Here is a 25,464-nt window from a genome sequence, read left to right as displayed (position 1 = left end):
AATTCAGTTTGGAGAAAACAATGGCAAAAGCTAAGAAGGTAGTTCGCCGTGCATGGACAAAGGATGATATTCGAACCATGAAGACCATGGCCAAGGCGAAGTCAGGCGTCGCCAAGATCGCCAGGGCACTGAAACGTACCCCGGGCGCGACCAGCGTCATGGCGGCAAAGCTGGGTGTATCGCTATCGACGCGCGCCTGATCGAAAAGCGACAGGCCGTACTGCGGCCCGTCGCAATCCTCCCGCTCCGGTCGAGCGGCTATCGTCTCGGTGGCGGATTAACGAAATGGACCGGTCGAAAGTGACGGCTTTGACTTCCGGCGAAGCCGCCACCCGGCTGTCAAGGGGTGTCAATACCAACCCATGATCCAGTTCAGGATGACCAGCGCCGTCCCCAAGGTGACGAAAGCGAACAGCGCAAGCACCCACCGGTCACGCTTCGAAAGTCCGTTCATGGCTGCTCCCCGTGACGAGTGGAGGGCTCCAAGGTGGGTGTCGATGACGACACCGATCATCCACCCGGCCCTGTGCGGTGAAGATCATAGACTTGGACAATGTCGCCAGTACCGGAAATCGTACGCGCAGCAAGCCGCGAATTGGGTACCCCCTCTTCCATCCATTTCTTCAGGTATGGCCTCGATTCCAGTTCGTCACTGCGTACGACCACCTGCGTCACCTGCATCTTTTCCAGATATCGCAACGCAGTGATCTCGTCGCAATATGGCAACCAGACAAACTCGGCATTGGCGTGGAGGGTTTCAACATCGGCTATGCGCATGGGCGCTCCCGACGCAGCAAGACTGGTGCTAACTGCCTCTATCGGGCGCGTGCCAAGAGCTTCGGACAACACGGGGTATGTCCATACGGCGGATGGAATTACTATGGCCGCACCGGCGAGGATTCGCGCGGCACTTCCCGCAAGCGCTTGCCGGCGCGCGACCAGACCCGACATGGCCGCCAACCTCTGTATCCATAGCATCAATCTCATTGTCGCTGCGCTTGCCCAAATGCAGAAAAATACTAGAAACAGGACATAAAACCGTATCGCCGAGTAATAGATGAAAAAAGTAGCGAAAGTGGAAAGTGCCAACAGTATGACCAGCTGCAACTGGTCCAATGCAAGGCTTCGGCGCCACGGGCCGCCCAACAATCCGAGGATGGCGAGCGCGAACAATGCCGGCGAACCGAACTCCCAGCTGGTTGCAACGGACTTGTACAGGTTGGCCACCACCCTCCAGGATTTGTTTGCAATCATGGTCACGAGCTCCCGGGTGCTTACGCCAGGCGATCTGACTATGTTGATGTTGGGCTGATTCCACACACCTTGCACTATCAGGTCCTTGTCGACGCCAAATGCTGCGTCTTCCAAACGATGCCCTTGTTGAATGCGCAGTTCCGTTGCGACGTTGAGCGGGCTCTTGCTTTCCATTCGCAGCTTGCCGGTTTGAAGTGAAAGCCAGCCGATATAGGGGCTCGCCACGACAAAAAAGCAGATTGGCATCACCAGAACGCGGCGCATGACCGCACGCAAATTGCCGTGGCTGAGAAGCACCTGCCCGAGCAAGATGAAGGCCATCCCGACAAGCATGAAGATGAACGCCTCGGGCCGAACGAGATAGGCGAAGCCGTAGAGTCCGCCAGAGACGGTCAGACGGCGCCACGTCGGCTTGTCGACGGCCGACATCGCCGAATACAGCGCCGTCAATAGCAAGGTCAGGTATGTCGCTTCGCAGAACACCGTGGTCGACAACTGCACGAGGTACGGATGAACCGCGATCAAGCCGGCGGCTCCGAGCCCTATGGCTTCATCGAACATCCGGCGCGCAACAAGATAAACGGGATATACCAACAGCGCTCCCGACAGCACGTTGAGAATTCGTCCCGCGATTTCGGCGTCGCCGGTAATGAGCGACACGCCGGCAATCAGAAACGGAAACAGCGGTGGGAAGAATAGCTGCGTGCCCTGGGTTGCCAGTCCCTCATAACCCTTGCCGGCGATGATATTCTGCGCGATGCGCGCATACTCCGCACCTTCAGTATCGATTTCGCCCGTGAACAGAATGGCGCACAATGCACGGAGCGTGAGAGCGGCCAGCATGATCAGCAGCAAGCCGCTGCCACCGGGTAGCCGCATCTCAATGGAACTGACAGGCCGTGAGTTCATCGCCGACATTCACTCGTAAAGATAGAGAAACCGAATTGGTCCGATTGTCGGTGTGGACAAGCCCTCGAACTCCTGGTGAGACGGCTTAGCTTCTCGCCACGAGCACAATTCCGCCCACCACGAGCGCGATTCCGGTTGCTCGCTGCACCGAGATTTGGTCGCCGAAAATCCACCAGCCGGCAATCGTCGTCAGCACAAAGCCGATGCCGACGAACGGATATGCTTGCGAGAGTTCCACCCTGCCAAGAGCCGTCAGCCAAAGAAGTGTGCCAAGCGCGTAGAGAGCCAACCCGATGAGAACACCAGGCGTCACCAATTTCGCCAGCGTCCCAAGAAGCGTATGCGTCCACTGTCCAGAGTCCGACGATACTCCGAACTTGAACGCGATTTGAGCTGCCGCCGACAGCGCGACGCTCACGAGGATGAGCGCTAAGGAGCCCGGGGACAATCGGAGATTCCGCTTTTCGTTACCAAAGTCTGCCCCCCCACGATGCAAGCAGCACGATCGCAACTACGCCGACCGCGACCTGCCAGGAAACCCAATCACGCGAAGCGTATACGATCGGGTCGTCGTGCATCTTTCCTCGATCCGTCGCAAGCCAGAGCCTCAATTGCCAGAACAGTATCAGAGGCACGAACCCCCAGAGCAACTCCGGCGAAGTGTATTCCTGCAAGGCGGTACTGCTGTTGACGAACAGGGCCAGAACGACGCTCGACGCGAAGGTGGAAGCGACGCCGAACATCTGCAGAATCAGAATATCCCCCGAACGATATCCGCGCCGCGTCGCCGTGCGCTCGGAGCCGGGCTGCGTCGTCGTGATCAATTCTCCGGTACGCTTGACCAGGGCAAGACTGAGGAATGTGAAGCCCGAGAAGGCGAGCAGCCACAGCGACACGAGGTGGCCCGAGGCTACGCCACCGGCGACGATGCGCACCGTGTACAGCGCCGCCAGGATGAAAACGTCGAGCAGTGGATACTTCTTGAGCCAGAGCGAATAGGTGAGCGATATCCCCGCGTAGGTCACCAGCAAGGGGACCGCCCCGACGGATAGCGCGAGCATGAAGCCCATGACCAGCAGCGCGAGCGCAAGCACGCCGCCAATTGGCAGCGGCAGCGTGCCACTCGCGAACGGACGATGCTTCTTGCGTGGGTGGCGACGATCCGTCGCCAGATCGAGGAGATCGTTGATCAGATATATCGCCGAAGCCGTCGCACAGAAGCTCGCGAACATTCCGAGGGACCCGAGCAGCCCTGGCCAGTCAAAAAAGGACCGCGAAGCCAGAAGAGGCACGAATACGAGCAGGTTCTTCACCCACTGATGCGGCCGCATGGCGCGGATCGCCGCCGACACCACGCTCTGGCGAGTATCGATTTCCGCCACAACATTGCCGAGCGTTCGCGCCTTGCGTGCAACCACGGACGAGGCATTCACAATGACGATCCCGTCGGCGTCGCGCCACACGGCAAGGTCGGCGCGGCTGTCACCGGCATAGTCGAAGCCCTTGTGTCCGTAGAGACGCACAAGCTCCTTTGCCTTTTCTTCGCCCTTCAGGTTGCGCACGCCGTTGGAGGCGACAATGTCGTCGAACAGTTCGAGATGCTCTACGATGTCGCGCGCCGTCCGCTCGTCCGCCGCCGTGGCGAGCACGATCCTGCGCCCCTTCAGTTTTTGTTCCCGCAGGTACTCGAGCAATTCAGCATTGAAAGGCAGAATTTCCGGGGTCAATTCCGCGAGCGCAGCGACCCGCTGCTTGAAGGCTGCCCGGCTCGTCGCAAACAACCGGGGCAGCTTGCCAAGTGCGGCACTATCCGAAATGAGCGAAAGCACGCTCTCAATGAGCGAGTCCGTACGCAATAACGTGCCGTCAAGATCTACGCAAAGAGGTTTGCCACGGCCACGGGAGACCAAGGATGCGTCGGTCCGCGAGCGGCCTGTCGACGAAGCATTGAGCCCCCGGTCGGAACTCTCATCAAGGACAGAAGCAGCCGCGGATAACTCATTGTGGCTCGTCACACTCAATCCCTTTTCTTGCTCTCTATCGCAATGAATTCAGTCCCAACATCTATAAGATGCAGGTACAATCAAAAACAACTAATCACAAATGCTGCGCATGGTTAACAACTTCTGCGCGAGCGGCAGCAGGAATCACGAATCAACTTATCGATCCCGGGAGTCCCGGGCAACGGCAGCGACTATCCGGCCGCAAGGGCCTTCTACTCGTCATCAGTAACTGGATGACGTTGGAAGTACTCCAGCCTTCGATTCAAATGCAATCGATCAAGGCGCCCATGCACTCGCGGAGCGCGCATAGCGAACCACAACTGTCCTTTTCCCTGCCGTTTTCCGATCACTCCCGCCGGGATAAATCAGCAAAGGGCCAGGATACCGCATCGTCTTCGAGGAGCTCGTCGTCGCCGCGCGACGCGTCGTCCGCCGCGAGGACGCCGAGGCGCGTCGATTGACCGCAGGGAAAAAAGTCGGGGTGCTACCCGGCATCGCAATTTGTGACAGGTTCTGGCTGGTTTCGGCAGCGACAATCGGTCGCTAGACGCAATCGCCACGGCTTGTCCGCTGTGAGCCTCACACCCGAGATTGGCCATGGCCCTCCGCGTCCATTTGGGGCAGAAGCGGGATATCCGGTCACCTCCGCTGGTGTCCAACCTGAACTTTTGCTCAGCGAGCTCCCAATGAAAAAGATCGGATTCCTGTCTTTCGGTCATTGGACCCCGTCACCCCAGGTGCAAACGCGCTCTGCCGCCGATACCCTGCTGCAATCCATCGAACTGGCGGTTGCAGCCGAGCAATTGGGCGCGGACGGCGCGTATTTTCGAGTCCATCACTTCGCCCGCCAGCTGGCGTCGCCGTTTCCCCTGCTCGCGGCGGTGGGCGCGAAGACCAGCCGTATCGAGATCGGGACGGCCGTCATCGACATGCGCTACGAGAACCCGCTTTACATGATCGAGGACGCCGGCTCGGCTGACCTGATCGCGGGTGGACGGCTTCAGCTCGGCATCAGCCGCGGCTCACCGGAACAGGTGATCGACGGTTGGCGCTACTTCGGCTATCGGCCGGCTGAAGGCCAGGACGATGCCGACATGGGGCGGCGTCACGCGGAGGTTTTTCTCGACCTGTTGCGCGGGCAGGGCTTTGCGCAGCCGAATCCCCGACCGATGTTTCCGAACCCGCCGGGCCTGCTTCGCCTCGAACCGCATTCGGAGGGCCTGCGCGAGCGCATCTGGTGGGGTGCCGGCTCGAACGCCACGGCGGTGTGGGCGGCCAGGCTCGGCATGAATCTGCAGAGCTCCACGCTCAAGAACGACGAGACCGGTGAGCCGTTCCACGTCCAGCAGGCCGCTCAGATCCGACAATATCGCGCGGCCTGGAAAGAGGCCGGCCATGCGCGCGAGCCGCGGGTCTCGGTCAGCCGCAGCATATTCGCGCTGATGGACGATCGCGACCGCGCGTATTTCGGGCGCGGCGGCGAAGCTGAAGATCAGATCGGATTCATCGACGAGCGAACACGCGCAATCTTCGGACGCAGCTACGCCGCCGAACCGGACGCGCTCATCGAGCAGTTAAGGGCAGACGACGCCATTGCCGAAGCCGATACCCTCCTCCTCACCGTCCCCAATCAACTCGGCGTCGCCTACAATGTCCACGCGATCGAATCGATCCTGACGCACGTCGCGCCTGCGCTGGGCTGGCGTTGAGGCTGGCGTCGGCAGCAGCACGCGCTCGATATCGGCAACGGGCCGATTGGCCGGGCGCGGCCCCGGCGTCGCACGGTCGCGGGATTGCACGCCTCCCGCCAGCTTGACTGGCCCGGCCAACTTCGAAAACCTGCTCTCTCGGGGGCTTTTCTTGCGATCCGTTTCGGCGGGTAGAATCGGTATGTCCTCCCAAAGGCGAATTGTTGCCGGTAGTGGTACGTCTATTGCTTCCAGCCAATAGGCGTGCGAGGCAGAAGGTATAATATGATCCGTGTATTTCTTGATCGGCTCTACCTTTTCTCGGGCTATCTCGCCGGCCTCTTCCTCATCGCGATTTTCGTGCTGATGATGCTGCTGTCGGGCGGCCGGCCGCTCGGCATCAATATTCCGGCGGGCGATGACTTCATCTCCTGGTGCATGGCGGCGACCGCCTTTCTCGGGCTTGCCCATACATTCAGGCACGGCGAGATGATCCGCGTCGGCCTCCTGATCGATCGCCTCGGCGACAACGCGCGCCATTATGTCGAGATCGTAGCGCTGTTCATCGGCGCCGGCTTCATCGGCTTTTTCGCCTGGCACGCCTCGGTCATGACCTGGCAGTCGTGGAAGTTTTCCGACATTTCGCAAGGCGTCATCGCGGTGCCGCTGTGGATTCCACAGCTCGGCTATAGCGGCGGCCTCGTGATTCTCTTCATCGCCTTTGTCGACGAGCTGATCCACGTCCTGCGCGGCTTCTCGCCGCGCTATGAACAGCCGAAGCCGCAAACCGCCGAGGAAATCGTCGAGCGCGCCATGCAGAGCGGGGTCTGACATGGAGCTGCTCTCGATCGCCGCCATCCTGCTCGGCTTTCTTGCGCTGCTGCTCGGCGCCGGCGTCTGGATCGCCGTCGCCCTGATGGCGACAGGCTGGGCCGGCATGCAGTTCGCGGGCGGCAACATTCCGGCCGGCAGCGTGCTGGCGACGACCGTGTGGGGCAACAGCGCGTCCTGGTCTCTGGCCGCCCTGCCCCTGTTCATCTGGATGGGCGAAATTCTCTTTCGGACGCGGCTGTCGGAGGAGATGTTTCGCGGATTTGCGCCATGGCTGAACTGGCTGCCGGGCCGGCTCATGCACGTCAACGTGCTGGCCTGCGGCGTGTTCGGCTCGGTCTCGGGCTCGTCGGCCGCCACCTGCGCCACTGTCGCCAAGATCGCGCTGCCGGAACTGAAGAAGCGCGGCTATGACGAGGATCTCAGCCTGGGCTCGCTCGCCGGCGCGGGCACGCTCGGCATCCTGATCCCGCCGTCGATCACCATGGTGGTCTATGCCGTTCAGGCCAACGTCTCGATCATCCAGGTCTTCCTCGCCGGATTTCTGCCGGGCCTGCTCGTGATGGTGCTTTACTCGGGCTATATCGCGATCTGGTCGCTCGCCAATCCGAAGCGCACGCCGCCGGCGGAACCCGCCATGAGCTTGCGCCAGCGCATCTCTGAATCGCTCAATCTCATTCCCTGCCTGCTGCTGATCGTCTTCGTCTTCCTGTCGCTGCTGATGGGTTGGGCGACGGCGACCGAATGCGCGGCCTGGGGCGTGCTGGGATCGCTCGCGATCGCGTGGTGGCAGGGCGCGCTGACCTGGGAGTCGTTCTGGGCGAGCGTGATGGGCGCGACCAGGGTCAATTGCATGATCCTGCTGATCCTCGCCGGCGCCTCCTACATGGGCACCTCGATGGCCTATACCGGCATCCCGATGGCGCTGGCGAACTGGGTCAACGGCCTGCATCTCAGCCCCTACGCGCTGATCGCCGCGCTGACCGTGATGTATATCGTGCTGGGCACCGCGCTCGACGGCATCTCGATGATCGTGCTGACCACCGCCATCGTCATTCCGATGGTGAAGCAGGCCGGCTTCGATCTGATCTGGTTCGGCATTTTCCTGGTGCTGGTGGTGGAGATGGCCGAGGTCTCTCCGCCGGTCGGCTTCAACCTGTTCGTCCTGCAAACCATGAGCGGCAAGGACTCCAACACGGTCGCCAAGGCGGCCCTGCCGTTCTTCTTCCTGCTCGTTCTCGCGGTTGCCATCATCACGGTCTTTCCCTCGATCGCGATGGTGCTGCCGCAAATGGCGTTCCCTGGCTAGAGAGAGGTGTTTCATGTTGAGGCTTTTGAAAACGTCCGCGATCGCTGCCTGCGTTGCGGCTTTCGCCGTTCCCGCGCTGGCGCAGACCAAATGGAATCTTCCGGCGGCGTACCCGGCCGACAATCCGCATTCGGTGAACCTGATCGCCTTCGCCAAGGACGTCGGTGACGCCACCGGCGGCAAGCTGCAGATCATCGTGCATCCGGCGGCGTCGCTGTTCAAGGCGCCGGAAATCAAGCGCGCGGTCGCCACCGGCCAGGCGCAGGCGGGCGAGGTCCTGATCTCGCTGCACGAGAACGAAGATCCGATGTTCGGCATCGATGTCGTCCCGTTCCTGGCGACGAGCTATCCGGCGTCCAGGAAACTGTGGCTGGCCTCGAAGCCGGCGATCGAGAAGAAGCTCGCCTCGCAAGGCCTCATGCTGCTGTTCGCGGTGCCGTGGGGTCCGCAGGGCATCTATGCCAAGAAGGACATCAACAGCGTCGAGGACATGAAGGGCCTGAAGTGGCGCGCCTACAACGTCGGCACTTCGCGCATCGCCGAACTGGTCGGTGCGCAGCCCGTCACCATCCAGGCGGCGGAACTGCCGCAGGCGCTGGCGACCGGCGTCGTCAACGCCTTCATGACCTCGGGATCGACCGGCTACGACAGCAAGGCCTGGGAAAGCATGACGCACTTCTATGATACGCAGGCCTGGATTCCGAAGAACGTGACCTTCGTGAACAAGGCCGCGTTCGATGCGCTCGACAAGCCGACCCAGGAGGCGATCCTCAAGGCCGCAGCCGTCGCCGAGGAACGCGGCTGGAAGCTCGCCGAGGAAAAGGCGAAGTGGTATCTCGAACAGATCGAGGCCAACAAGATGAAGGTACTGCCGCCGCCTCCGGCGCTGAAGGCCGGCCTCGAGAAGATCGGCGAGCAGCTCACCGCCGACTGGCTCAAGAAGGCCGGCGCCGACGGTGAAGCCGTGATCGCCACCTACAGGAAATAGGACTGCCGCCACCTCGCAGAGCCCGGCATTCGCTTGCCGGGCTCTTGCTGTTTCGCCCTACCTGCGATCGCGCGGCCGCACGCCGATTCCGAAATTGATACACCGCGAGCCGCCGGATAACCGTTTGTTAGGGCTAACGCGATAACCTCCGGACATATTTCATAGTATGTCGCTGGCTAGGAAGGACGGCGACTGTGTTAGGGAATACTCCCATGCAAGTGCCTTCCAACAACCCCTTCCTCCCGTCATTTCGTGCATGGCAATTGCCGCAAGCGCCGGAGCCGCCTCGGCTTTTGGCCGATCTCGCAGCGAAGCATCGGGCTTCGTCCAGCCCAGGCCCTCAGGACGGACCGGCGAAGCCATCCACCGGCAGTCCCAGCCGGTCAACGGGCGTGCAGGCCTATCTGCTTCGCGTGCAGGAATTTGGTGCGCTGTATCTGCTCGGGAGCGACGGCAACGACAGACTGTCTGGCCCGAGCAATAGCCTCATCGATGGCGGCGACGGCAATGACCGGATCAGGGTCGGGTCGAACAGCGTAGCCTCTGGTGGCGACGGCGATGATGTCATCCGGGCACGGTCGGGATCAATCGCCATTGGGGGCAGCGGCGACGACCGGATAAAGGTCGGGTCCGGCAGTATCGTCGATGCAGGCGACGGCGACGATGTGGTGCGCGCCGGGTCGAACACCGTGACACTGGGTGGCGCCGGAAACGATACGATCCGCGCGTGGTCCAACAGCGTGGTCGACGGCGGCGACGGCGACGACGTTGTGCGCGCCTGGTCGAATACCGTGACGAGGGGCGGCGCCGGAAACGACACGATCAGCGCCTGGTCCAACAGCGTGGTCGACGGCGGCGATGGAAATGACACCATCGCGGTGTGGCGCGGTAGCCGCGCCTATGGCGGTGACGGCGACGATTTGATCTCGGCCCGTGCCGGCGGTTATGTCGAAGGTGGAGCGGGCAACGACGTCATCGATGCGGCCAACGGCGCGACCGTCAGCGGCGGCTCCGGCGACGATGTCATTCGCGCCGACACCGGATCCACAGTCCTGTTCAACGCCGGCGATGGCAAGGATACCGTCTTCGTCAATCGCGACGTCGCCATCAAATTGGGCGAGGGGCTGTCGGCCAAGGATATGAACGTGACGATTTCAGGGAACGTCGCGACGATATCGTTCGGTGACGGCAAAGATCAGCTGACGCTGAACCTCGGCTCTGATGCGGTAAACCTCTCCTTTGCCGACGGCTCGAGCGCCGAGATCAAGGTCGACATGTTCAGCGCAATGCGCGCCCGACCCGGTCAGATCGAGATGATATCTGCGTACACGTCGACGCTTTCCCTGCAGCTTGCGAGCTCTACGTCGGCATAGCGGGTGGCAGCCTCAGTCGCCCTTTCCTGATGTATCGGCATTGCCCGACAACACCTGGGCCGCGCCGCCGATACCGCGCCGGAAGGCTTCGTCGAACGTGACGCCGCGAAGCTGCCAGCGATGCGTCCGGCCGGCCCAATCGATCTGCCATTGCGTGGCCCAGCCGAGTTGCCGGTCGTCCCAGACCAGTCGTCCGGTCAGAACGGCTTCAGCGTCCTGCTCGGCTGCGATCGGCGCCAGCGTCGACAATGACGCCGTCCCAAGCGTCTCACCGTTGACGTTTGATTTCGCCAGCGCCGCAGCACCGGGCAGCACGACAGACATCCCGCGCCTCTCGCCGGCGGCAAGCAGCGCGTCGCGCTGCAGGTCGGATTGGGCGCCATCCAGCGTCACGACGTACTTCCTCGGCCCCTGCTCCATCGCGACGAAAACGGCAAGCACCGGACGGTGTGAAAGCCATGGCTTGAGGCCGAACGTCCTGAGGATGTCGTCGATCTTGCCCTCCTCGAAATCGACCGTCAGGTCGTAAGGCCGGTCACGGGTGCCCTGCTCGTCGCGGACGGGCTTGCCGAAAAACTGGTCGCGATAGCTGAATGCCGTGACGAAGTCCTTTGCGTTCGACTTGTACGTTGCCAGCCGGCGATCACCCGCGAGCTTCTGTGCGCCTGAGACCTTGATGAGGACGTCTTCCAGGCAGGCGGCAAAGCCGAGAATGCGGTTCGCCTCGCCCTGCCCCGTCACGGTGACCTTCGCGCGATAGAGTTCGCCTGCCGCAGCCGTAGCAGCGCCGATGCACCAAATCAGGACGGCCGCCAGAAATATCCCGGCAATCGCGCGGCCCCTACCGGGCCGGTTCAGGACAGGCCTGTTTTTCATGACGCGAAAATCAATCACGGCTGGGTCTCCACGCGAGGCCACCTCCATTCGAGCATTCGTTCGATTGTGCGGAAACGCAACTTTTCGAGTGACCAATATTCCGGCGGAGCATACCGCCCGCTGGCGGAGCTTGAGCCTTTGCGGCAATATGGCGCTCAGCCGACTGCGCCAAGGGAGATTCCGTTGAAGTGCTATGAGCTGCAGGGACCGGGCGGAATCGAGGGGCTCGCCTCCGTGGACAAGCCGGTGCCGGAACCCGGCCAGGGCCAGGTATTGGTGCGGCTGAAGGCCGCCACGCTGAACTATCGCGATCTACTCACCGTCAAGGGCGGCTACGGTTCGCGCCAGAAATTTCCGCTCGTGCCGCTTTCCGACGGCGCGGGCGTGGTCGAACGGGTCGGCCCTGACGTGAGGGAGTTCGCCGCCGGCGACCGCGTCATCGGCAGCTTCTTCGAGGGCTGGCTCGGCGGCGAGCCCAGCGAAACCAAGATGCGCGCCGCGCTCGGCGGCTCCGCGGACGGTGTGCTGACGGAATACCGGATCTTTCCGAAGCATGCGCTGGTCCGAACGCCGGACCACCTCAGCGACGTCGAAGCCGCGGCCCTCCCCTGCGCCGGCGTCACCGCCTGGAGCGCCGTCGTGAAGCTCGGCGGGATCAAGCCCGGCCAGACCGTTCTGACCCAGGGCACCGGTGGGGTTTCCCTGTTCGCGCTTCAGTTTGCGAAAATGTGCGGCGCCCGTGTCATCGCGACGTCCTCCAGCGATGCCAAGATCGAACGCCTCAGGCAGCTTGGCGCCGACTACACCTTGAACTACAAGGCTACGCCGGATTGGGGAAAGAGGGCGCGCGAATGGACCGGCCACGGCGTCGATCTCGTCGTCGAGGTCGGCGGCGTCGGCACGCTGAACGAATCGATCCGGGCTACCAGAATCGGCGGCACCATTGCCTTCATCGGCGTGCTCGCCGGCCCGCCGCAAGCCGACTCGCGCCTCCCGTTGATGGTCATGCAGCAGCAGCGGCTGCAGGGCGTCACCGTCGGATCGGTCGAGGATCTCAAGGCCATGGTGGACGCGATCGCGCATCAGCGGATGAAGCCGGTGATCGACAAGACCTTTTCGTTCGATCAGGCGAAGCAGGCGTTCTTCCACATGGAGAGCGGCGCGCATTTCGGCAAAGTGGCGATCGCGATCGGCTGAGCGCGACGCCCCGCCCCGGACCGGCTCCTCCGTTGCAAGATTTTGCCGGGTTTTGAGCGCATTCTCAATCGCCGGGCTTCCCGACCGAAGGGGCCTCGATGCTCATGGCCACAACTGGCAACATCAGCCACACAACTCTTGCGGACAGCACCAATTGCCTCCGTCACCATTAGGCTTTAAATTCATGTCATTCGCCTCGCCGATAACGGGCGCCGCCTGGCGTTCGCGAGAGCTGAACGGATTTACAACCAGGCTGGGGATGCTGCCTTGGGAAGCGCCGAAGGTCTGCCCCGTTCTGTAGCGAGACATGTAGACCGGGTGTGAGCGGGACCACCTGCGCGAGAAGGACGCCGTTCGCGCGGCAACCGCAATGAGCCGCCGGTGGAAATGAGCAATGAACAAAGACAAGAGCGAACTGCTGAGATCGCTGACCATCGATCGCAGCGCCGACAAGGTGGAAAGCAGCGCCGGCCGCCGCTGGATGCCGGTCGCGATCACCGCTGCCGTCTGCGTCGTCGCCGCCGCCGCTGCCTTTGGCGCGTACGAGTTCAGCAGGCAGGATCCGGCCAGGGAAACTGCGTCGCAGCCCGCCGCGCAGCCGCAGACACCGCCGCCTGCTGCGCAAGCTCCGGCGAGCAACAAGATCGCGGGCAATCTTGCTGCCTCCGGCTACGTGGTGGCGCGCCGCAAGGCAACGGTTGCGGCCGAAATCACCGGCAAGGTGGTCGAGGTCTTCATCGACGAGGGCATGACGGTGGCTGAAGGCCAGGTGGTCGCGCGGCTCGACAGCGTGCTCGCCGAAAAGGACTATGAACTCGCCCGCTCGCGCGTCGAGACGGCCGATGCGGCTGTTGCAGCGATCACAGCCGATCTGGAAGATGCGACGCGCATCATGACGCGCGTACATACGCTCTCGCAAAAGAACTTCGCGACCGAGGCCGACCTGACCAAGGCGCAGGCCCGCGTCGGCGTGCTCAGCGCGCAACTGCGCCAGGCCCAGTCGCAGTTCGAGACCGCCAGGATCGACGCCAAGCGCTCGGGCTCGCTGCTCGACAAGCACCAGATCAAGGCGCCGTTCTCCGGCGTCGTGATCGACCGCAGCGCCCAGCCCGGCGAAATGATTTCGCCGATGTCGGTCGGCGGCTACACCCGAACCGGCATCTGCACCATCGTCGACATGGATTCGATCGAAATCGAGGTCGACGTCAACGAGGCCTTCATCGGCCGGGTCGTGCCCGGTGGACCCGTGAATGCGGTGCTCGACGCCTATCCGGACTGGACCATTCCCGCCTCGGTGATCGCCATCGTGCCGACGGCAAACCGCGAGAAGGCCACCGTGAAGGTTCGCATTCGCTTCGAGAAAAAGGACCCGCGCATCCTGCCCGACATGGCGGTGAAGGTGAATTTCATGCGCGAGGCCAAGGCCAATGGCACGGCTGAAGCCGCCGCCGCGAACTAGCTCCCGGACGATCTGGAAGAGGTGACGAACGTGACAGCAGAACAGCCGATGGTTCGCCTTGCCGACGTGAACAAGCGCTTCACCAAGGGCAAGGAAACGATCTCGATCTTCGATCATCTCGACCTCACGATCCCCCGCGGCGATTTCATCGCGGTGATGGGGCCGTCCGGTTCGGGCAAGACCACGCTGCTCAACCTGCTCGGCGGCATCGACCGCGCCGATACCGGCGAGATCACCGTCGCCGACCGGCGCATCGACGGCCTCTCCGAGGGCGAGCTGGCGGCCTGGCGTGCCGCCAATATCGGCTTCATCTTCCAGTTCTACAATCTGATGCCGATGCTGACCGCGGCACAGAATGTCGAACTGCCGCTGCTGCTGACCAAGCTGCGCGGCAAGGAGCGCGCCGCGCGGGTTGAAACCGCGCTTTCCGTGGTTGGCCTCGCCGACCGCATCAAGCACCGGCCGCGCGAAATGTCCGGCGGCCAGCAGCAGCGCGTGGCGATCGCGCGCGCGATCGTCTCGGACCCGAACCTGCTGTTGTGCGACGAACCGACCGGCGACCTCGACCGGCAATCCGCCGACGAGATCCTTTCGATCCTGCAACTGCTCAATGGCGAACTCGGCAAGACCATCGTGATGGTGACGCACGATCCGGCGGCGGCGAACTACGCCAAGCGCGTGCTGCATCTCGACAAGGGCCGCTTCGTCGAACGGGGGCTTGCCGCGTGAACGATTTCGATCTGGTACGGAAGAACCTGTTCCGCCGCAAATTGCGCGCCAGCCTGATGATCGTGTCGATCCTGATCGCGTTCATGATCTTCGGCGTTCTCGCCGGGTTCTACCGCGCCTTCACCGCGGGCGAGGATCGCGCCGCCGCCGACAGGATGATCACGGTCAACAAGATCAACTTCACCCAGCCGATGCCGATCGCCTATTTCAACCGCGTGAAAGCGGTGGAAGGCGTTCGCCAGGTGACCTTCGCCAACTGGTTCGGCGGCTACTATCAGGACCCGAAGAACTTCATCATGGCGCTGGCGATCGAGCCGAACAGCTATTTCGACGTCTACCGCAGCGAATTCGAGGTCGCGCCCGACCAGCTCCAGGCCTTCATGCGCGACCGCGGCAGCGCGGTGGTCGGCGAAAAGCTGGCGCAGAAATGGGGCTGGAAGATCGGCGACCGCATTCCGATCCAGAGCAACATCTTCAGCCAGAAGAGCGGCGGCCACACCTGGGATCTCACCATTGCCGGTATCATCAAAGGCAAGGCCGAGCACGTCGACACCAACTTCATGCTGTTCCAATATCCCTACTTCGACGAGACCCGCAGTTTCGGCAAGGACACCATCGGCTGGATGATCCTGCAGACCACCTCGCCCGAAAACAACGACCGCGTGGCCAAGGCGATCGACGCGATGTTCGCCAACTCCACCGCGGAAACCTCGACCGACACCGAGAAGGCGTTCGGCAAGGCCTTTGCCGCCCAGTTCGGCAATATCGCGCTGATCGTGCTGCTGGTCGTCGGAGCTGCCTTCGTCACCATCCTGATGATCGTCGGCAACACCATGGCGCTCTCGATCCGCGAGCGCACGCGTGAGATCGGTGTGCTGAAGACGCTGGGCTTTTCCGGCCCGCGCATCCTGACGATGGTACTTGGCGAGTCCGTGCTGCTGGCGCTGCTCGGCGGCATCCCCGGCCTTGCAATCGCGGCGCTGATCGCGATGGCGCTGCGCAACAGCCTCTCCAACGTCGCCCCTGCCTTCTCGGTATCGCCCGCAATCGTGCTGCAGGGGCTGGCGCTGATGATCGCGCTCGGATTGATCACGGGAATCATTCCGGCGCTCAGCGCCATGCGGCTCAAAATCGCAACCGCGCTCGGACGGGGTTAAGACCATGCGTTCGCTCTGGCTTCAGGTGGTGGCCGTCACCGCGATCAATCTGAAGAGCATTGCGCAGCGGCGCTGGCTCTCGCTCTCGACCGTGGTTGCGATCGCGCTGGTCGTGATCGTGCTGCTCGCCTTCCTCGCGATGGCCAACGGTTTTCAGCGCACCATCGCCGGTTCCGGCGCCGACGACATTGCGATCGTGCTGCGTGCCGGCTCGCAGGCCGAGATCAACAGCACGGTGAGCCGCGACCAGGTGCGGCTGATCGAGGACGGCCCCGGGATTGCGCGCGGCAGCGACGGCAAGCCGCTGATCTCGCCCGAACTCTATCTCGTGGTCGACGGCATCAAGCGTTCGACCGGGACCAAGGCCAACCTGCCGCTGCGCGGGATCGGCGAACGGGGTACCGAGTTGCGCAAGGGCGTCACCATCACCGCCGGCCGCATGTTCAACCGCGGCAGCAACGAGGTGGTGGTCGGCAAGGCGCTGCTGCGCGAGTTCGAGGGACTCGACCTCGGCTCGACCGTGTCGTTCGGCGCCACGCGCTGGAACGTCGTCGGCGTGTTCGAGGCCGGCGGCAGCGTATTCGAATCCGAGATCTGGGCCGACCTCAACGTGGTGCAGAGCCTGTTCAACCGTAACAACGTCGTCCAGACCGTGCGCGCCCGGCTCACCGGGCCGGCCGCCCTGAACGAACTCAAGAGCTACAGCGACACCGACCCGCGGCTGAAGCTCGATGTCAAGTCGGAGGCCGCCTACTTCGCCGAACAGGCATCGCAGACCTCCGACCTGATCCAGAAGCTCGGCTGGCCGCTGGCGATCGCAATGGCGCTGGGCGCCGTCGCCGGCGCGCTCAACACGATGTATTCGTCGGTCGCATCGCGCGCCACGGAAATCGCGACACTGCGCGCGATCGGCTTCGGCGGCTTCCCCGCCTTTGTCGGAACGCTCGCGGAATCGCTGTCGCTCGCTGTCATCGGCGGCCTGCTCGGCGCCGCCGCCACCTGGCTGATATTCGACGGCGTCACGGCCTCGACGCTTGGCGGCAATTTCACGCAGGTGGTGTTCGACTTCAAGCTCAGTCCGTGGCTGATCGCCGAGGGTGTCGCGCTGGCGCTGATCGTCGGCCTGATCGGCGGGCTGTTCCCGGCGCTGCGCGCGGCGCGGTTGCCGATCGTCGAAGGCCTGTATCCGCACTGAGGCTCTGCTTCACGTCAGTCCCGCGCACCGACCCATTTCCCAGAAATCTGCCTCGAGCCGGGTGGCTTCCTTGAAGATCGCGATCAACTCGGCCTCGCGGGCCGGCGTGACGTAGCGTTCGGCGAGGCTATCCAGCTGCGCCCCGGCATTCGCCGCGACCTCCTGATACGGCGCGCCGGCATATTCGGCGATCCAGACACGATAGGGATTCGTGGCCGCGCTCGCATCGGGCTTCGAGGCAAGCCGCGTCGCGATCTCCGCGTAACCGATCACGCAAGGCGCCAGCGCCACCTTGAGCGCCAGCAGGTCGCCGCGCATTCCGGCGTCGAGCACGTAGCGCGTATAGGCCAGCATCTCGCTCGCGGGAGGGGCTCGTTCGAGATCTTCCGGCGACAGGCCCCAGCCGGCGCAGAGCTTCACATGCAGGTTCATCTCGACGTCGAGGATCGCCGAGAGGCCTGCCGCCGCGTCACGCATGTCGGCGAGCGAAGGCGACTTGTAGACGGCGAGCGCGTAAGCGCGGGCAAACTCGATCAGGAACAGGTAGTCCTGAACGAGGTAGTGACGAAACGCCGCCTCAGGGAGCGAGCCATCCGCCAACCCGTCCGTGAAGGGATGTTCGATGTAGGCCCGCCACTCCGCGGACGCTTGCTTTTTCAGACGCTCGAAGAAACTCACGATCCCTCGCCAGGTCCGCCGTCATATTCATGCTGCTACATCAATAGTAGCCCGATGCGGGCTTGGCCATAGTTCCTCGCGGCGCGACCTGCCTATTTCCCCTTGAGGCCGGTGGCGCGGATCAGATCGCTCCATTCTTGCGCGTCCACCCGGGCGACCGGCGCAAGCGCGCGTAGCGGATAAGCCGCTGCTTCGCACGGAGAATTTTCGAAAATCCTTGATCCGTCGCGGCGACGGCGCGCGTCTGCGGCAAACATCCAATGATTGCATTTGCCCTGATGACAAACTGAACAGGCGGCAGTAGCCTCTCCCAAAATATAAAGCACGGGAGGAATAGCATGCCGGACGCAGCGGTCGCAGCACGTTCTTCTGAAACGACCAACAGCGGCAAGACGCAACAGGTCGATGTCGCGGTGGTCGGCGCCGGATTTGCCGGCCTCTATCTCCTGCATCGCTTGCGCAAGGCCGGTTTCTCGACTGTCGTGATCGAGGAAGCCGGCGATGTCGGCGGCACCTGGTACTGGAACCGCTATCCCGGTGCGCGCTGCGACATCCAGACCATCGACTACAGCTACACCTTCGATCCCGAGCTGGAAAATGCGTGGAAATGGTCGGAGAAATACGCCACCCAGCCGGAGATCCTGCGCTATCTCGGCTTCGTCGCCGACCGCTACGATTTGCGCCGCGACATCCGCTTCGGCACCAAGGTCACATCGGCCAATTGGGATGAGAGCGCGCAACGTTGGCAGCTCTCGACCAGCAATGGCGCCGGCGTTTCCGCCCGCACCTACATCATGGCGACCGGCTGCCTCTCCGCGCCAAAGCCGCCGGAGATCGACGGCGTCGAGGATTTCAAGGGCGAGGTCTATTTCACGGGGCGCTGGCCGCATGACGAGGTCAAGCTCGCCGGCAAGCGCGTCGCCGTCATCGGCACGGGATCGTCGGGCATCCAGTCGATCCCGCTGATTGCCGAGCAGGCCGCGCATCTCACGGTGTTCCAGCGCACGCCGAATTTCGCCCTGCCCGCCCATAATGGCCCGGCGCCGGCGGACCGCCTCGGGATGCTGGAGGGTGACCGCGCCGCTTATCGCGAGCAGGCGCGCTGGTCGCTGGTGGGCGTCCCCTACCCGCAACAGATGGCGGTGAGCTGGCAACTGAGCGACGCCGAGCGCCGCGAGCGGTTCGAGCAGGCGTGGGCCGCCGGCGATCTCGTCCACATCCTGACCCAGCTCTGGGCCGACCAGGGCACCGACGTCGACGGCAATGCGCACGTCGCCAATCTGATCCGCGAAAAGATCCGCGAAGTCGTCCAGGATCCGGAGACCGCTGAAGCCCTCACCCCGCACGATCATCCGTTCGGCGCCAAGCGTCCCTGCCTCGATACCAGCTACTACGCGACCTATAACCGCCCCAACGTCACGCTGGTCAACCTGCGGCAGGAGCCGATCACGGCGATCACCGCTTCCGGTATCAAGACCGACAAGCGTTCGTTCGACGTCGACGTGATCGTGTTCGCCACCGGCTTCGACGCCATGACCGGCGCCATCCGCGCGGTGCATCCGATCACCGGCCGTGGCGGCAAATCGCTGACCGACCTCTGGGCCAACGGCCCGCAGACCTATCTTGGTCTCACCGTCGCCGGCTTCCCCAATCTGTTCCTGATCACGGGACCGGGCAGCCCGTCGGTGCTGTCGAACATGGCGGTCTCGATCGAGCAGCATGTTGACTGGGTGGTCGATCGGCTGGCCGCGATGCGCGACGCCGGCTTCACCACCATCGATGCGACCGAGACGGCGCAGGCCGGCTGGACGCAGCACATGGCGGACTGTTCGACGATGACGCTGCATCGGCTGGCCAACACCTGGTACACGGGCGCCAACGTCCCCGGCAAGGCGCAGGGCGTGATGCCGTATTGCGGCGGCGTCGGTCCCTATCGCAGCATCTGCAACGAGATCGTGGCCCGCGGCATGCTCGGCTTCCGGATGACGGGACCTGATGTTGCCGAACAATGCAACGACGGCGAGGTCGTGCGGCTGCAGCCGGACGTGCGGCTCGTGCTCGGCATGCTGGCGGAGATGAATCTCCCCGTGATCGAGCAGCTCGGCGCGCAGGGCGCGCGCGGTTTCCTGACCGAATTCAACAAGGCCCGTCCCGCCGGACGGCCGGTCGGCGAAGTCGGGGACGGCGTGCTGCAGGGCGCCGACGGCTTGCTGCCCTATCGCCTCTATCGGCCGGCAACGCGGGGGCCGCATCCGATCGTGGTCTATTTCCATGGCGGCGGCTGGGTGCTGGGCGACGAGCAGTCCGATGATCCGTTCTGCCGCGACCTCTGCCGCCGCAGCGGCATGATCGTCGTCAGCGTCGGCTATCGCCATGCGCCCGAGCATCGCTTCCCGGCGGCGGCCGAGGACGGCTATGCGGCCACGCGCTGGATCGCCGAGCATGCCGCCGAACTCGGCGGCAGGCCGGGGCCGGTGCTGGTCGCGGGCTGGAGCGCCGGCGGCAATATCGCCGCCGTGACCTGCCAGCTCGCACGCGACCGCGGCGGCCCGGAGATCGCGGGCCAGTTGCTGATCTGTCCGGTGACCGATAGCCGGTTCGACCGTACGTCCTATGCCGAGAACGCGGTCGGCTATTTCCTGACGCAATCCATGATGTTCTGGTTCTGGGACATCTATTGCTCGCCCGCCGACCGCACCGATCCGCGTGTGGCGCCGCTGCGCGGCAATCTCAAGGGCCTGCCGCCGGCATTTGTCGCCACCTGCGAATTCGATCCGTTGCGCGACGAGGGCATCGAATATGCCGAAGGGCTCGCAGCGGCGGGCAGCCAGGTCGAGCAGCTAAAGGCGCGCGGACACATCCACACCTCGCTGATGATGGTGGACGTGGTCGTCACCGGCGCAAGCGCACGCGCCAGGATGGCGGAAGCGCTGCGCGGCTTTGCGGGACTGCCGAAGAAGCTGGAGAGCGAGCAGGATGTCTCGCCGATCGCGGTGAACGCGGCTGCGGGATGACGCGCACGTGAATGACGGCCGCCCGGCCTGTCTCGGGCGGCCGCCAGCCTGTGAAGGAGAGCCTGGATGGCGGCTACGGCGGAGCAGGCAGTACCCTGGCTCAGGGAACGGTCGTTCGCCTCCTGGAAGGAAGAATTCGACCGGCGCGGTTATCTGATCTTTGAACGCGTTCTTCCGCCCGACCGCGTCGCCGAAATCCGCACCGCGCTGGCGCCGCACCTGGCGCGCGATCTGTTCGGCCGCAACGATTTCGAAGGCACCAGGACGAACCGCGTGTACGCCCTGCTGGCGAAATCGCCGGTTTTCGCCGAGCTCGCGATCCATCCGCTCAGCCTCGCCTTTGTCGAAGGCGAACTCGGCGAGAGCTGCCTGTTGTCCGCCATGCTCGCGATCAACCTGCATCCCGGCGAAACCGTGCAGCCCTGGCACTTCGACGACGCCGGCATCAAGATTCCGCGACCGCGCCCGGCGCTCGGCGTCAGCACGTTCTGGGCGATCGACGACACCACCGAGCAGAACGGCGCCACCGAAATCATTCCGGGAAGCCATTTGTGGGACGGGCAGTATATCGAGGGCGCCATAAAGCCGGCTCACTTCACCAACGAGGCCGAGCACGAGCAAGGCGATCGGCCCGACGCGGTCAAGCTGGTCATGCCGTCCGGATCGCTCGCCATTACCAAGGGGACGCTGTGGCACCGCGGCGGCGCCAACCTATCCGAGCGGCCGCGCCTGATCATCACGCCGCAATATTGCGTCGGCTGGGCCCGGCAGCTTGAAAACATGGCGCTCGCCGTTCCCGCCGAACTGGCGGGCCAGTTGCCGGAGCGCGCCCGCGAGCTGATCGGCTATTCGATCCATCCGCCCTTCATGGGCTATGTCGACGGCGTGCATCCGCGACGGCTGCTGCGAACGCAGTGACGCCCGCCCACGGAAAGGCCGGCTGCCGCCCTGCGGTCGAACGGCACAATCATGATGTGTGAAGTGCTTCACTGACAACCAACCGCCGTTGCCGCAAAGTGGTGCAACAAAGAGCCTGCAAGTTGCGACGCATTATTGCGTGTCGCCCGGAGTTGCATCAACGCGCGACATTTCACCAGTTCATTTGACGCGGGGGACCAACGATGCGCTTCCTCGACCGGCAGACCAAAGACAAGGTACAGGCCGTCATCGACGCCAACATGGCGCAACTTACCGCGGTCGATGGCTTTGTTTCCGCGGAACCAGGGTTTCCGATCATCGATGGCACCGTGCACAAGGAGCCGGCGATCATCGTCTACGTCGCTCACAAGAAGCCGCCGGGCAGCGTGCTGACCGAGGAGCGCATGCCGCGCCAACTCGGACCTTATCGCGTCAACGTGATGCAGGCCGATCCGCTGCGACAAGTCATGACGCTGATGAGCGATCAGCCCATCGCCGACAGCGTGTCGGCTTCGGCTTCCGGCCTCACCTACAAGCCGCTCACCGGAAATCCGATCAATGCAAAGTTCAAGATCAAGAAGCCCATTGTCTGCCACATCGGTCCGGACGCCGGCTGGCCGGTGCTGAAGCCGTTCCTCGAAGCGACCGAAAAGACGCTCTCGATCGCGATGTACGACTTCAACGCCGACTATATCGCGAAGAGCTTCATCGAAACCGTGCAGGACAAGGATCTCAAGGTCGTGCTGACCTGGGACGACGGCATGACCGCGCCGGAAACCAAGATCCGCACCAAGCTCAGGAAATCGCTGAAAGACAATCTTGACGGCTTTATCGTGCGGTGCGGATCGTCGCACCGTTTCGCCAGCGCGTATCATGAGAAAGTCGCGGTCCGGGACTCCAGCGCATTCTGGCTGTCCAGCGGCAACTGGAGCCTGCGCAGCCAGCCTGACATTGACCCCATCGGCACCCCTTCCGAGGCGAAGGGAATGTACAGCAAGGGCAACCGCGAATGGCACGTCATCGTCGAGGACGAGAAACTGGCCAAGATGTTCGAGCGCTACATCAAGCACGACCGCGACGACTCCGAGAAGGAGGCGGAAGCCGGCGATGGTGGCGTCGTGCTGGATGCCGAGGCCGTACCGCGGTTGCCTGATGTCTTTGTGCCGGTCGAGGCATTGTTCGACGCCGACGACGTCGCCGATACGCCGACACCGATCGCCCCGGAGATCCTGCCGACCACGCCCGGCGAATTCGAGGTCGCGCCGGTCCTGACGCCGGACAATTACATCGGCCGCATCATGGAACTGATCGGCGCCGCCAGGCGCTCGATCTTCCTGCAGTATGCCTACATCACCTTCAGCGACAAGAAGGTCGACAAGAAATTTACCGAGATGCTGGCAAAGCTCGCCGAGCTCAGCAACCGGCCGAACTTCGACATGAGAATCATCGTCGGAAGCAACGGCGCGGCCGACAAGATCAGGAAGCTCGTGGAATCCGGCTTCAAGGAAACCGTATTCCGCAGCCAGAGCAGCATTCACAACAAGGGCATCGTCGTGGACGGCGAAACCGTGCTGGTCAGCAGCGCAAACTGGTCCGGCGACGGCGTGCTGCGAAATCGCGACGCTGGGCTGATCATCTTCAACAAGGAAATCGCGACCTATTACCAGAACGCCTTCATCTTCGACTGGGAGAACCGCGCGAGCGCGTTCATCGAGGACGATCCGCCGGTGACGATCGCGCGCGAAGGCGACGAGACGCCGCCCGGCATGGTTCGGATGTCGTGGCGCGATTACTACGGATAGGCAACGCGCCAGCGAAGCGAGGTGCTTGAACGAGTTTGACGCTGCAACCGCCAGCACATTCGGCGAATGACCGCCTTTACCCCCTTTTCCCAACGGGAGGATGCAATGGCCAATGGATTTCTGGAAAGCGATACAACGGATACGACCTGGATCAAGCCGCTCGGTTCGGAGTGGAAGGAAGTCACCTACGCCGCGGTCGACGGTCTTGCGGTGTTTGAGGGATGCATCATTCTTGGAACCGTGGAGGAGGCGCAGAACACCAAGAAACTGGTCGCGGACAACCCAGGCGCCCTGCAGGACGGCACCCAGCTCCTCGGCGCCGGAATCAAGGGCGTCCAGTTCCGTTGGAAGAACGACACCATTCCCTTCGAGATCGATCCCGCTCTGCCGAACCAGCAGCGCGTGCTCGACGCGATCAAGCACTGGCAGGACAATACGCCGATCAAATTCGTGAAGCGGAACGCGGCCGACCCCGCCCATCGCGATTTCGTCGTGTTTCGTCCCGGCAACGGCTGCGCGTCCTCGGTCGGCCGGCGCGGCGGGCGGCAGGACGTCATCCTGGGCGGCGCATGCAGCACGGGAAACTGCATTCACGAAATCGGCCACACGGTCGGGCTCTGGCACGAGCAGAGCAGGAAGGACCGCAATCAGTTCGTAACCATCAAGCTCAATCTGGTCGACCAGAACGCCCGTCACAATTTCGACCAGCACATCCAGGACGGCGTCGACCTCGGCGCCTACGACTATGGCTCCATCATGCATTATCCGCGCGATGCGTTCAGTTCGACCGGCGAGGACACCATCATTCCGAAGCAAGCGGGTGTCGAGATCGGGCAGCGCAAGAAGCTCAGCGACGGCGACATCAAGTCGGTGAAAAAGCTCATCACGATCTAGGGAGATGGGACGGTGACGCTGGTCGTCAACAAAAGCGTTCCGGGCGCCGGCGTTCACGCCCTGATCGTCGGCGTCAGCGACTATCTCAACCTTCCCGACACGGGCGAGCCGTCCTCCGACGAAACATGGAACCTCACCAAGCTCTCCTCGCCCGCGCTTTCGGCCTTCAGGATCTTCGAATTCCTCACGACAGTCGGCCTGCGGTTGCCGCTGAAGACCGTTCGGCTGTTGCTGTCGCCGTCGCCGGCCGAGGTGCAGGTCGAGCCCAGGCTGGCCAATACAACACCAACCCGGGCCAGCCGGGCCAATTTTTCCGCCATGGCGTCCCAGTGGCGCAAGGACGCCTCGAACAATCCGGATGACATGACGTTCTTCTACTTCGCAGGTCACGGAACGCAGCGCGGCTCGGAAGATTCCGTGCTCATGCTTGATGATTTCCTGACCAGCGCCGCACCGCTCAACGAGTGCTTCGAAATGCACAATGTAAGGAGCGGCATGGCACCGACAGATACACGCCCGAATATCGCGCTGACCCAGTTCTACTTCATCGATGCCTGCATGGACCGAAACGCCAAGCTCAGAACCTTTCTGAATCCCACGGTACCAGCGGTGTTCGGTATAGAGCTCAGCGGCAAGGACAAGCGGGCGGCGCCGATGATCTACTCTACCGTCGACGGCGCGTTCGCGCTCGGACGCAGCCGCAAGCCGAGCCATTTCGCGGAGGCGCTGTCGCTGGCCTTCATCCGCGGCGCCGAGGAGCCGGACGACGTTACCGGGCTGTGGCCGGTGACGGCGACGACCATCAAGAATTCGCTGGATTTCTATTACACCAAGAACAAGCTCGGCACGCTCGTGACCGTGGGCAGCTTCGTTGGCTCGCCGGTGATCCGTTATCTTGCGGGCCCGCCGGACATCGACATCTCCGTCGAGGTCAAGCCAGATGATCTGGGCCTGCCCTGCACCATCGGCGTTCTCGATGAGAACAATGTCACGCCCGCCGGATGCAACCCCGGCGCCAAGACCAAATTCGATCTCACGGTCAAGGCAGGGATCTATCGCGTGGAGGTCAACTCGGGACGACTGACATCGAATCCGTTCTGTTCGCCGCGGCGCACCTTCATGAAGCCACCGCAAATGCCCTGGACTCACAATCTGGCACTGCTGCTCAAGCCGCCAATCTGAGGCCAACT

21 protein-coding genes are annotated in these 25,464 nt (G+C 63.1%); 16 read left to right on the top strand and 5 right to left on the bottom strand.

The features are described 5' to 3' along the window. Positions 1 to 77 precede the first annotated feature (77 nt). Entirely contained in the window at positions 78 to 200 is a 123-nt protein-coding gene (locus V7E26_RS00265; RefSeq protein ID WP_324412238.1) for a hypothetical protein, read from the top strand. Positions 201 to 510: 310 nt separating this feature from the next. Here the strand turns inward: V7E26_RS00265 and V7E26_RS00260 are convergent, their stop codons facing one another. From V7E26_RS00260 to V7E26_RS00250, 3 genes are all read right to left on the bottom strand, one after another. Then, positions 511 to 2,109, bottom strand: coding sequence for a glycosyltransferase family 39 protein (locus V7E26_RS00260; RefSeq protein WP_324412236.1), 1,599 nt, complete (start codon positions 2,107 to 2,109; stop codon positions 511 to 513). Between the two features lie 139 nt (positions 2,110 to 2,248). Continuing rightward, a complete protein-coding gene (locus V7E26_RS00255; protein ID WP_324412234.1) occupies positions 2,249 to 2,581 on the bottom strand; it encodes a DMT family transporter in 333 nt (110 codons plus the stop codon). A gap of 49 nt (positions 2,582 to 2,630) precedes the next feature. After that, complete coding sequence (locus tag V7E26_RS00250) at positions 2,631 to 4,178, bottom strand: UbiA family prenyltransferase (protein WP_324412232.1); 1,548 nt, start codon at positions 4,176 to 4,178, stop codon at positions 2,631 to 2,633. A 674-nt stretch (positions 4,179 to 4,852) separates the two neighbouring features. On the opposite strand from V7E26_RS00250, the gene V7E26_RS00245 reads away from it, so the two are divergent. From V7E26_RS00245 to V7E26_RS00225, 5 genes are all read left to right on the top strand, one after another. Further along, positions 4,853 to 5,875 carry an LLM class flavin-dependent oxidoreductase gene (locus V7E26_RS00245; protein ID WP_324412230.1) on the top strand — a complete coding sequence of 341 codons (1,023 nt, stop codon included), beginning with the start codon at positions 4,853 to 4,855 and terminating at the stop codon, positions 5,873 to 5,875. A gap of 264 nt (positions 5,876 to 6,139) precedes the next feature. Then, positions 6,140 to 6,685 (top strand): TRAP transporter small permease, encoded by a 546-nt coding sequence (locus V7E26_RS00240; RefSeq protein ID WP_324412228.1) that lies wholly within the window; start codon positions 6,140 to 6,142, stop codon positions 6,683 to 6,685. 1 nt (position 6,686) lies between these two features. Next, positions 6,687 to 7,994: a TRAP transporter large permease gene (locus V7E26_RS00235; protein WP_324412226.1), complete on the top strand. Its 1,308-nt coding sequence runs from the start codon at positions 6,687 to 6,689 to the stop codon at positions 7,992 to 7,994. 13 nt (positions 7,995 to 8,007) lie between these two features. Beyond that, entirely contained in the window at positions 8,008 to 8,982 is a 975-nt protein-coding gene (locus tag V7E26_RS00230) for a TRAP transporter substrate-binding protein (protein ID WP_324412223.1), read from the top strand. Positions 8,983 to 9,374: 392 nt separating this feature from the next. Then, positions 9,375 to 10,355: a calcium-binding protein gene (locus tag V7E26_RS00225; protein WP_324412221.1), complete on the top strand. Its 981-nt coding sequence runs from the start codon at positions 9,375 to 9,377 to the stop codon at positions 10,353 to 10,355. A 12-nt stretch (positions 10,356 to 10,367) separates the two neighbouring features. Here the strand turns inward: V7E26_RS00225 and V7E26_RS00220 are convergent, their stop codons facing one another. Further along, a complete protein-coding gene (locus V7E26_RS00220; protein WP_324412219.1) occupies positions 10,368 to 11,231 on the bottom strand; it encodes a DUF2066 domain-containing protein in 864 nt (287 codons plus the stop codon). Between the two features lie 183 nt (positions 11,232 to 11,414). On the opposite strand from V7E26_RS00220, the gene V7E26_RS00215 reads away from it, so the two are divergent. From V7E26_RS00215 to V7E26_RS00195, 5 genes are all read left to right on the top strand, one after another. Beyond that, complete coding sequence (locus V7E26_RS00215; protein ID WP_324412217.1) at positions 11,415 to 12,428, top strand: zinc-dependent alcohol dehydrogenase family protein; 1,014 nt, start codon at positions 11,415 to 11,417, stop codon at positions 12,426 to 12,428. Between the two features lie 394 nt (positions 12,429 to 12,822). Next, a complete protein-coding gene (locus tag V7E26_RS00210; RefSeq protein WP_324412215.1) occupies positions 12,823 to 13,887 on the top strand; it encodes an efflux RND transporter periplasmic adaptor subunit in 1,065 nt (354 codons plus the stop codon). Positions 13,888 to 13,935: 48 nt separating this feature from the next. Continuing rightward, positions 13,936 to 14,616 (top strand): ABC transporter ATP-binding protein, encoded by a 681-nt coding sequence (locus V7E26_RS00205; protein ID WP_324412451.1) that lies wholly within the window; start codon positions 13,936 to 13,938, stop codon positions 14,614 to 14,616. Further along, positions 14,613 to 15,773, top strand: a complete 1,161-nt coding sequence (locus V7E26_RS00200; RefSeq protein WP_324412213.1) for an ABC transporter permease — start codon at positions 14,613 to 14,615, stop codon at positions 15,771 to 15,773. Before V7E26_RS00205 ends, V7E26_RS00200 begins: the two co-directional genes overlap by 4 nt. Positions 15,774 to 15,777: 4 nt before the next feature. Then, entirely contained in the window at positions 15,778 to 16,968 is a 1,191-nt protein-coding gene (locus V7E26_RS00195) for an ABC transporter permease (protein WP_324412211.1), read from the top strand. Positions 16,969 to 16,977: 9 nt separating this feature from the next. Here V7E26_RS00195 and tenA read toward each other — a convergent pair whose 3' ends face one another. Continuing rightward, on the bottom strand, positions 16,978 to 17,646 hold the full coding sequence (tenA, locus tag V7E26_RS00190) for a thiaminase II (RefSeq protein ID WP_324412208.1): 669 nt from the start codon (positions 17,644 to 17,646) through the stop codon (positions 16,978 to 16,980). A 338-nt stretch (positions 17,647 to 17,984) separates the two neighbouring features. Here tenA and V7E26_RS00185 point away from each other — a divergent pair, with 338 nt between their 5' ends. The 5 genes from V7E26_RS00185 (at position 17,985) to V7E26_RS00165 (ending at position 25,456) form a co-directional block, all read left to right on the top strand. Then, on the top strand, positions 17,985 to 20,660 hold the full coding sequence (locus V7E26_RS00185; RefSeq protein ID WP_324412206.1) for a flavin-containing monooxygenase: 2,676 nt from the start codon (positions 17,985 to 17,987) through the stop codon (positions 20,658 to 20,660). A 66-nt stretch (positions 20,661 to 20,726) separates the two neighbouring features. Continuing rightward, positions 20,727 to 21,578 (top strand): phytanoyl-CoA dioxygenase family protein, encoded by an 852-nt coding sequence (locus tag V7E26_RS00180; protein WP_324412204.1) that lies wholly within the window; start codon positions 20,727 to 20,729, stop codon positions 21,576 to 21,578. Between the two features lie 203 nt (positions 21,579 to 21,781). Continuing rightward, on the top strand, positions 21,782 to 23,380 hold the full coding sequence (locus V7E26_RS00175; RefSeq protein ID WP_324412202.1) for a phospholipase D-like domain-containing protein: 1,599 nt from the start codon (positions 21,782 to 21,784) through the stop codon (positions 23,378 to 23,380). Between the two features lie 105 nt (positions 23,381 to 23,485). Then, complete coding sequence (gene legP / locus V7E26_RS00170) at positions 23,486 to 24,274, top strand: Dot/Icm T4SS effector Zinc-dependent metalloprotease LegP (RefSeq protein WP_324412200.1); 789 nt, start codon at positions 23,486 to 23,488, stop codon at positions 24,272 to 24,274. A 12-nt stretch (positions 24,275 to 24,286) separates the two neighbouring features. Then, complete coding sequence (locus V7E26_RS00165; RefSeq protein WP_324412198.1) at positions 24,287 to 25,456, top strand: caspase family protein; 1,170 nt, start codon at positions 24,287 to 24,289, stop codon at positions 25,454 to 25,456. The last annotated feature ends 8 nt before the right edge of the window (positions 25,457 to 25,464 follow it).

Source organism: Bradyrhizobium sp. (genome assembly GCF_036735945.1).
GTDB lineage: Bacteria > Pseudomonadota > Alphaproteobacteria > Rhizobiales > Xanthobacteraceae > Bradyrhizobium.
This window is presented reverse-complemented; position numbering and strand designations above follow the sequence as displayed.

Bases quoted from the DNA above. Each gene is read 5' to 3' on its own strand.
- V7E26_RS00265 (WP_324412238.1), top strand. From the start codon at position 78: ATGAAGACCATGGCCAAGGCGAAGTCAGGCGTCGCCAAGATCGCCAGG.
- V7E26_RS00245 (WP_324412230.1), top strand. From the start codon at position 4,853: ATGAAAAAGATCGGATTCCTGTCTTTCGGTCATTGGACCCCGTCACCC.
- V7E26_RS00240 (WP_324412228.1), top strand. From the start codon at position 6,140: ATGATCCGTGTATTTCTTGATCGGCTCTACCTTTTCTCGGGCTATCTC.
- V7E26_RS00235 (WP_324412226.1), top strand. From the start codon at position 6,687: ATGGAGCTGCTCTCGATCGCCGCCATCCTGCTCGGCTTTCTTGCGCTG.
- V7E26_RS00230 (WP_324412223.1), top strand. From the start codon at position 8,008: ATGTTGAGGCTTTTGAAAACGTCCGCGATCGCTGCCTGCGTTGCGGCT.
- V7E26_RS00220 (WP_324412219.1), bottom strand. From the start codon at position 11,231: ATGAAAAACAGGCCTGTCCTGAACCGGCCCGGTAGGGGCCGCGCGATT.
- V7E26_RS00210 (WP_324412215.1), top strand. From the start codon at position 12,823: ATGAACAAAGACAAGAGCGAACTGCTGAGATCGCTGACCATCGATCGC.
- V7E26_RS00205 (WP_324412451.1), top strand. From the start codon at position 13,936: ATGGTTCGCCTTGCCGACGTGAACAAGCGCTTCACCAAGGGCAAGGAA.
- V7E26_RS00195 (WP_324412211.1), top strand. From the start codon at position 15,778: ATGCGTTCGCTCTGGCTTCAGGTGGTGGCCGTCACCGCGATCAATCTG.
- V7E26_RS00185 (WP_324412206.1), top strand. From the start codon at position 17,985: ATGCCGGACGCAGCGGTCGCAGCACGTTCTTCTGAAACGACCAACAGC.
- V7E26_RS00180 (WP_324412204.1), top strand. From the start codon at position 20,727: ATGGCGGCTACGGCGGAGCAGGCAGTACCCTGGCTCAGGGAACGGTCG.
- V7E26_RS00175 (WP_324412202.1), top strand. From the start codon at position 21,782: ATGCGCTTCCTCGACCGGCAGACCAAAGACAAGGTACAGGCCGTCATC.
- legP (WP_324412200.1), top strand. From the start codon at position 23,486: ATGGCCAATGGATTTCTGGAAAGCGATACAACGGATACGACCTGGATC.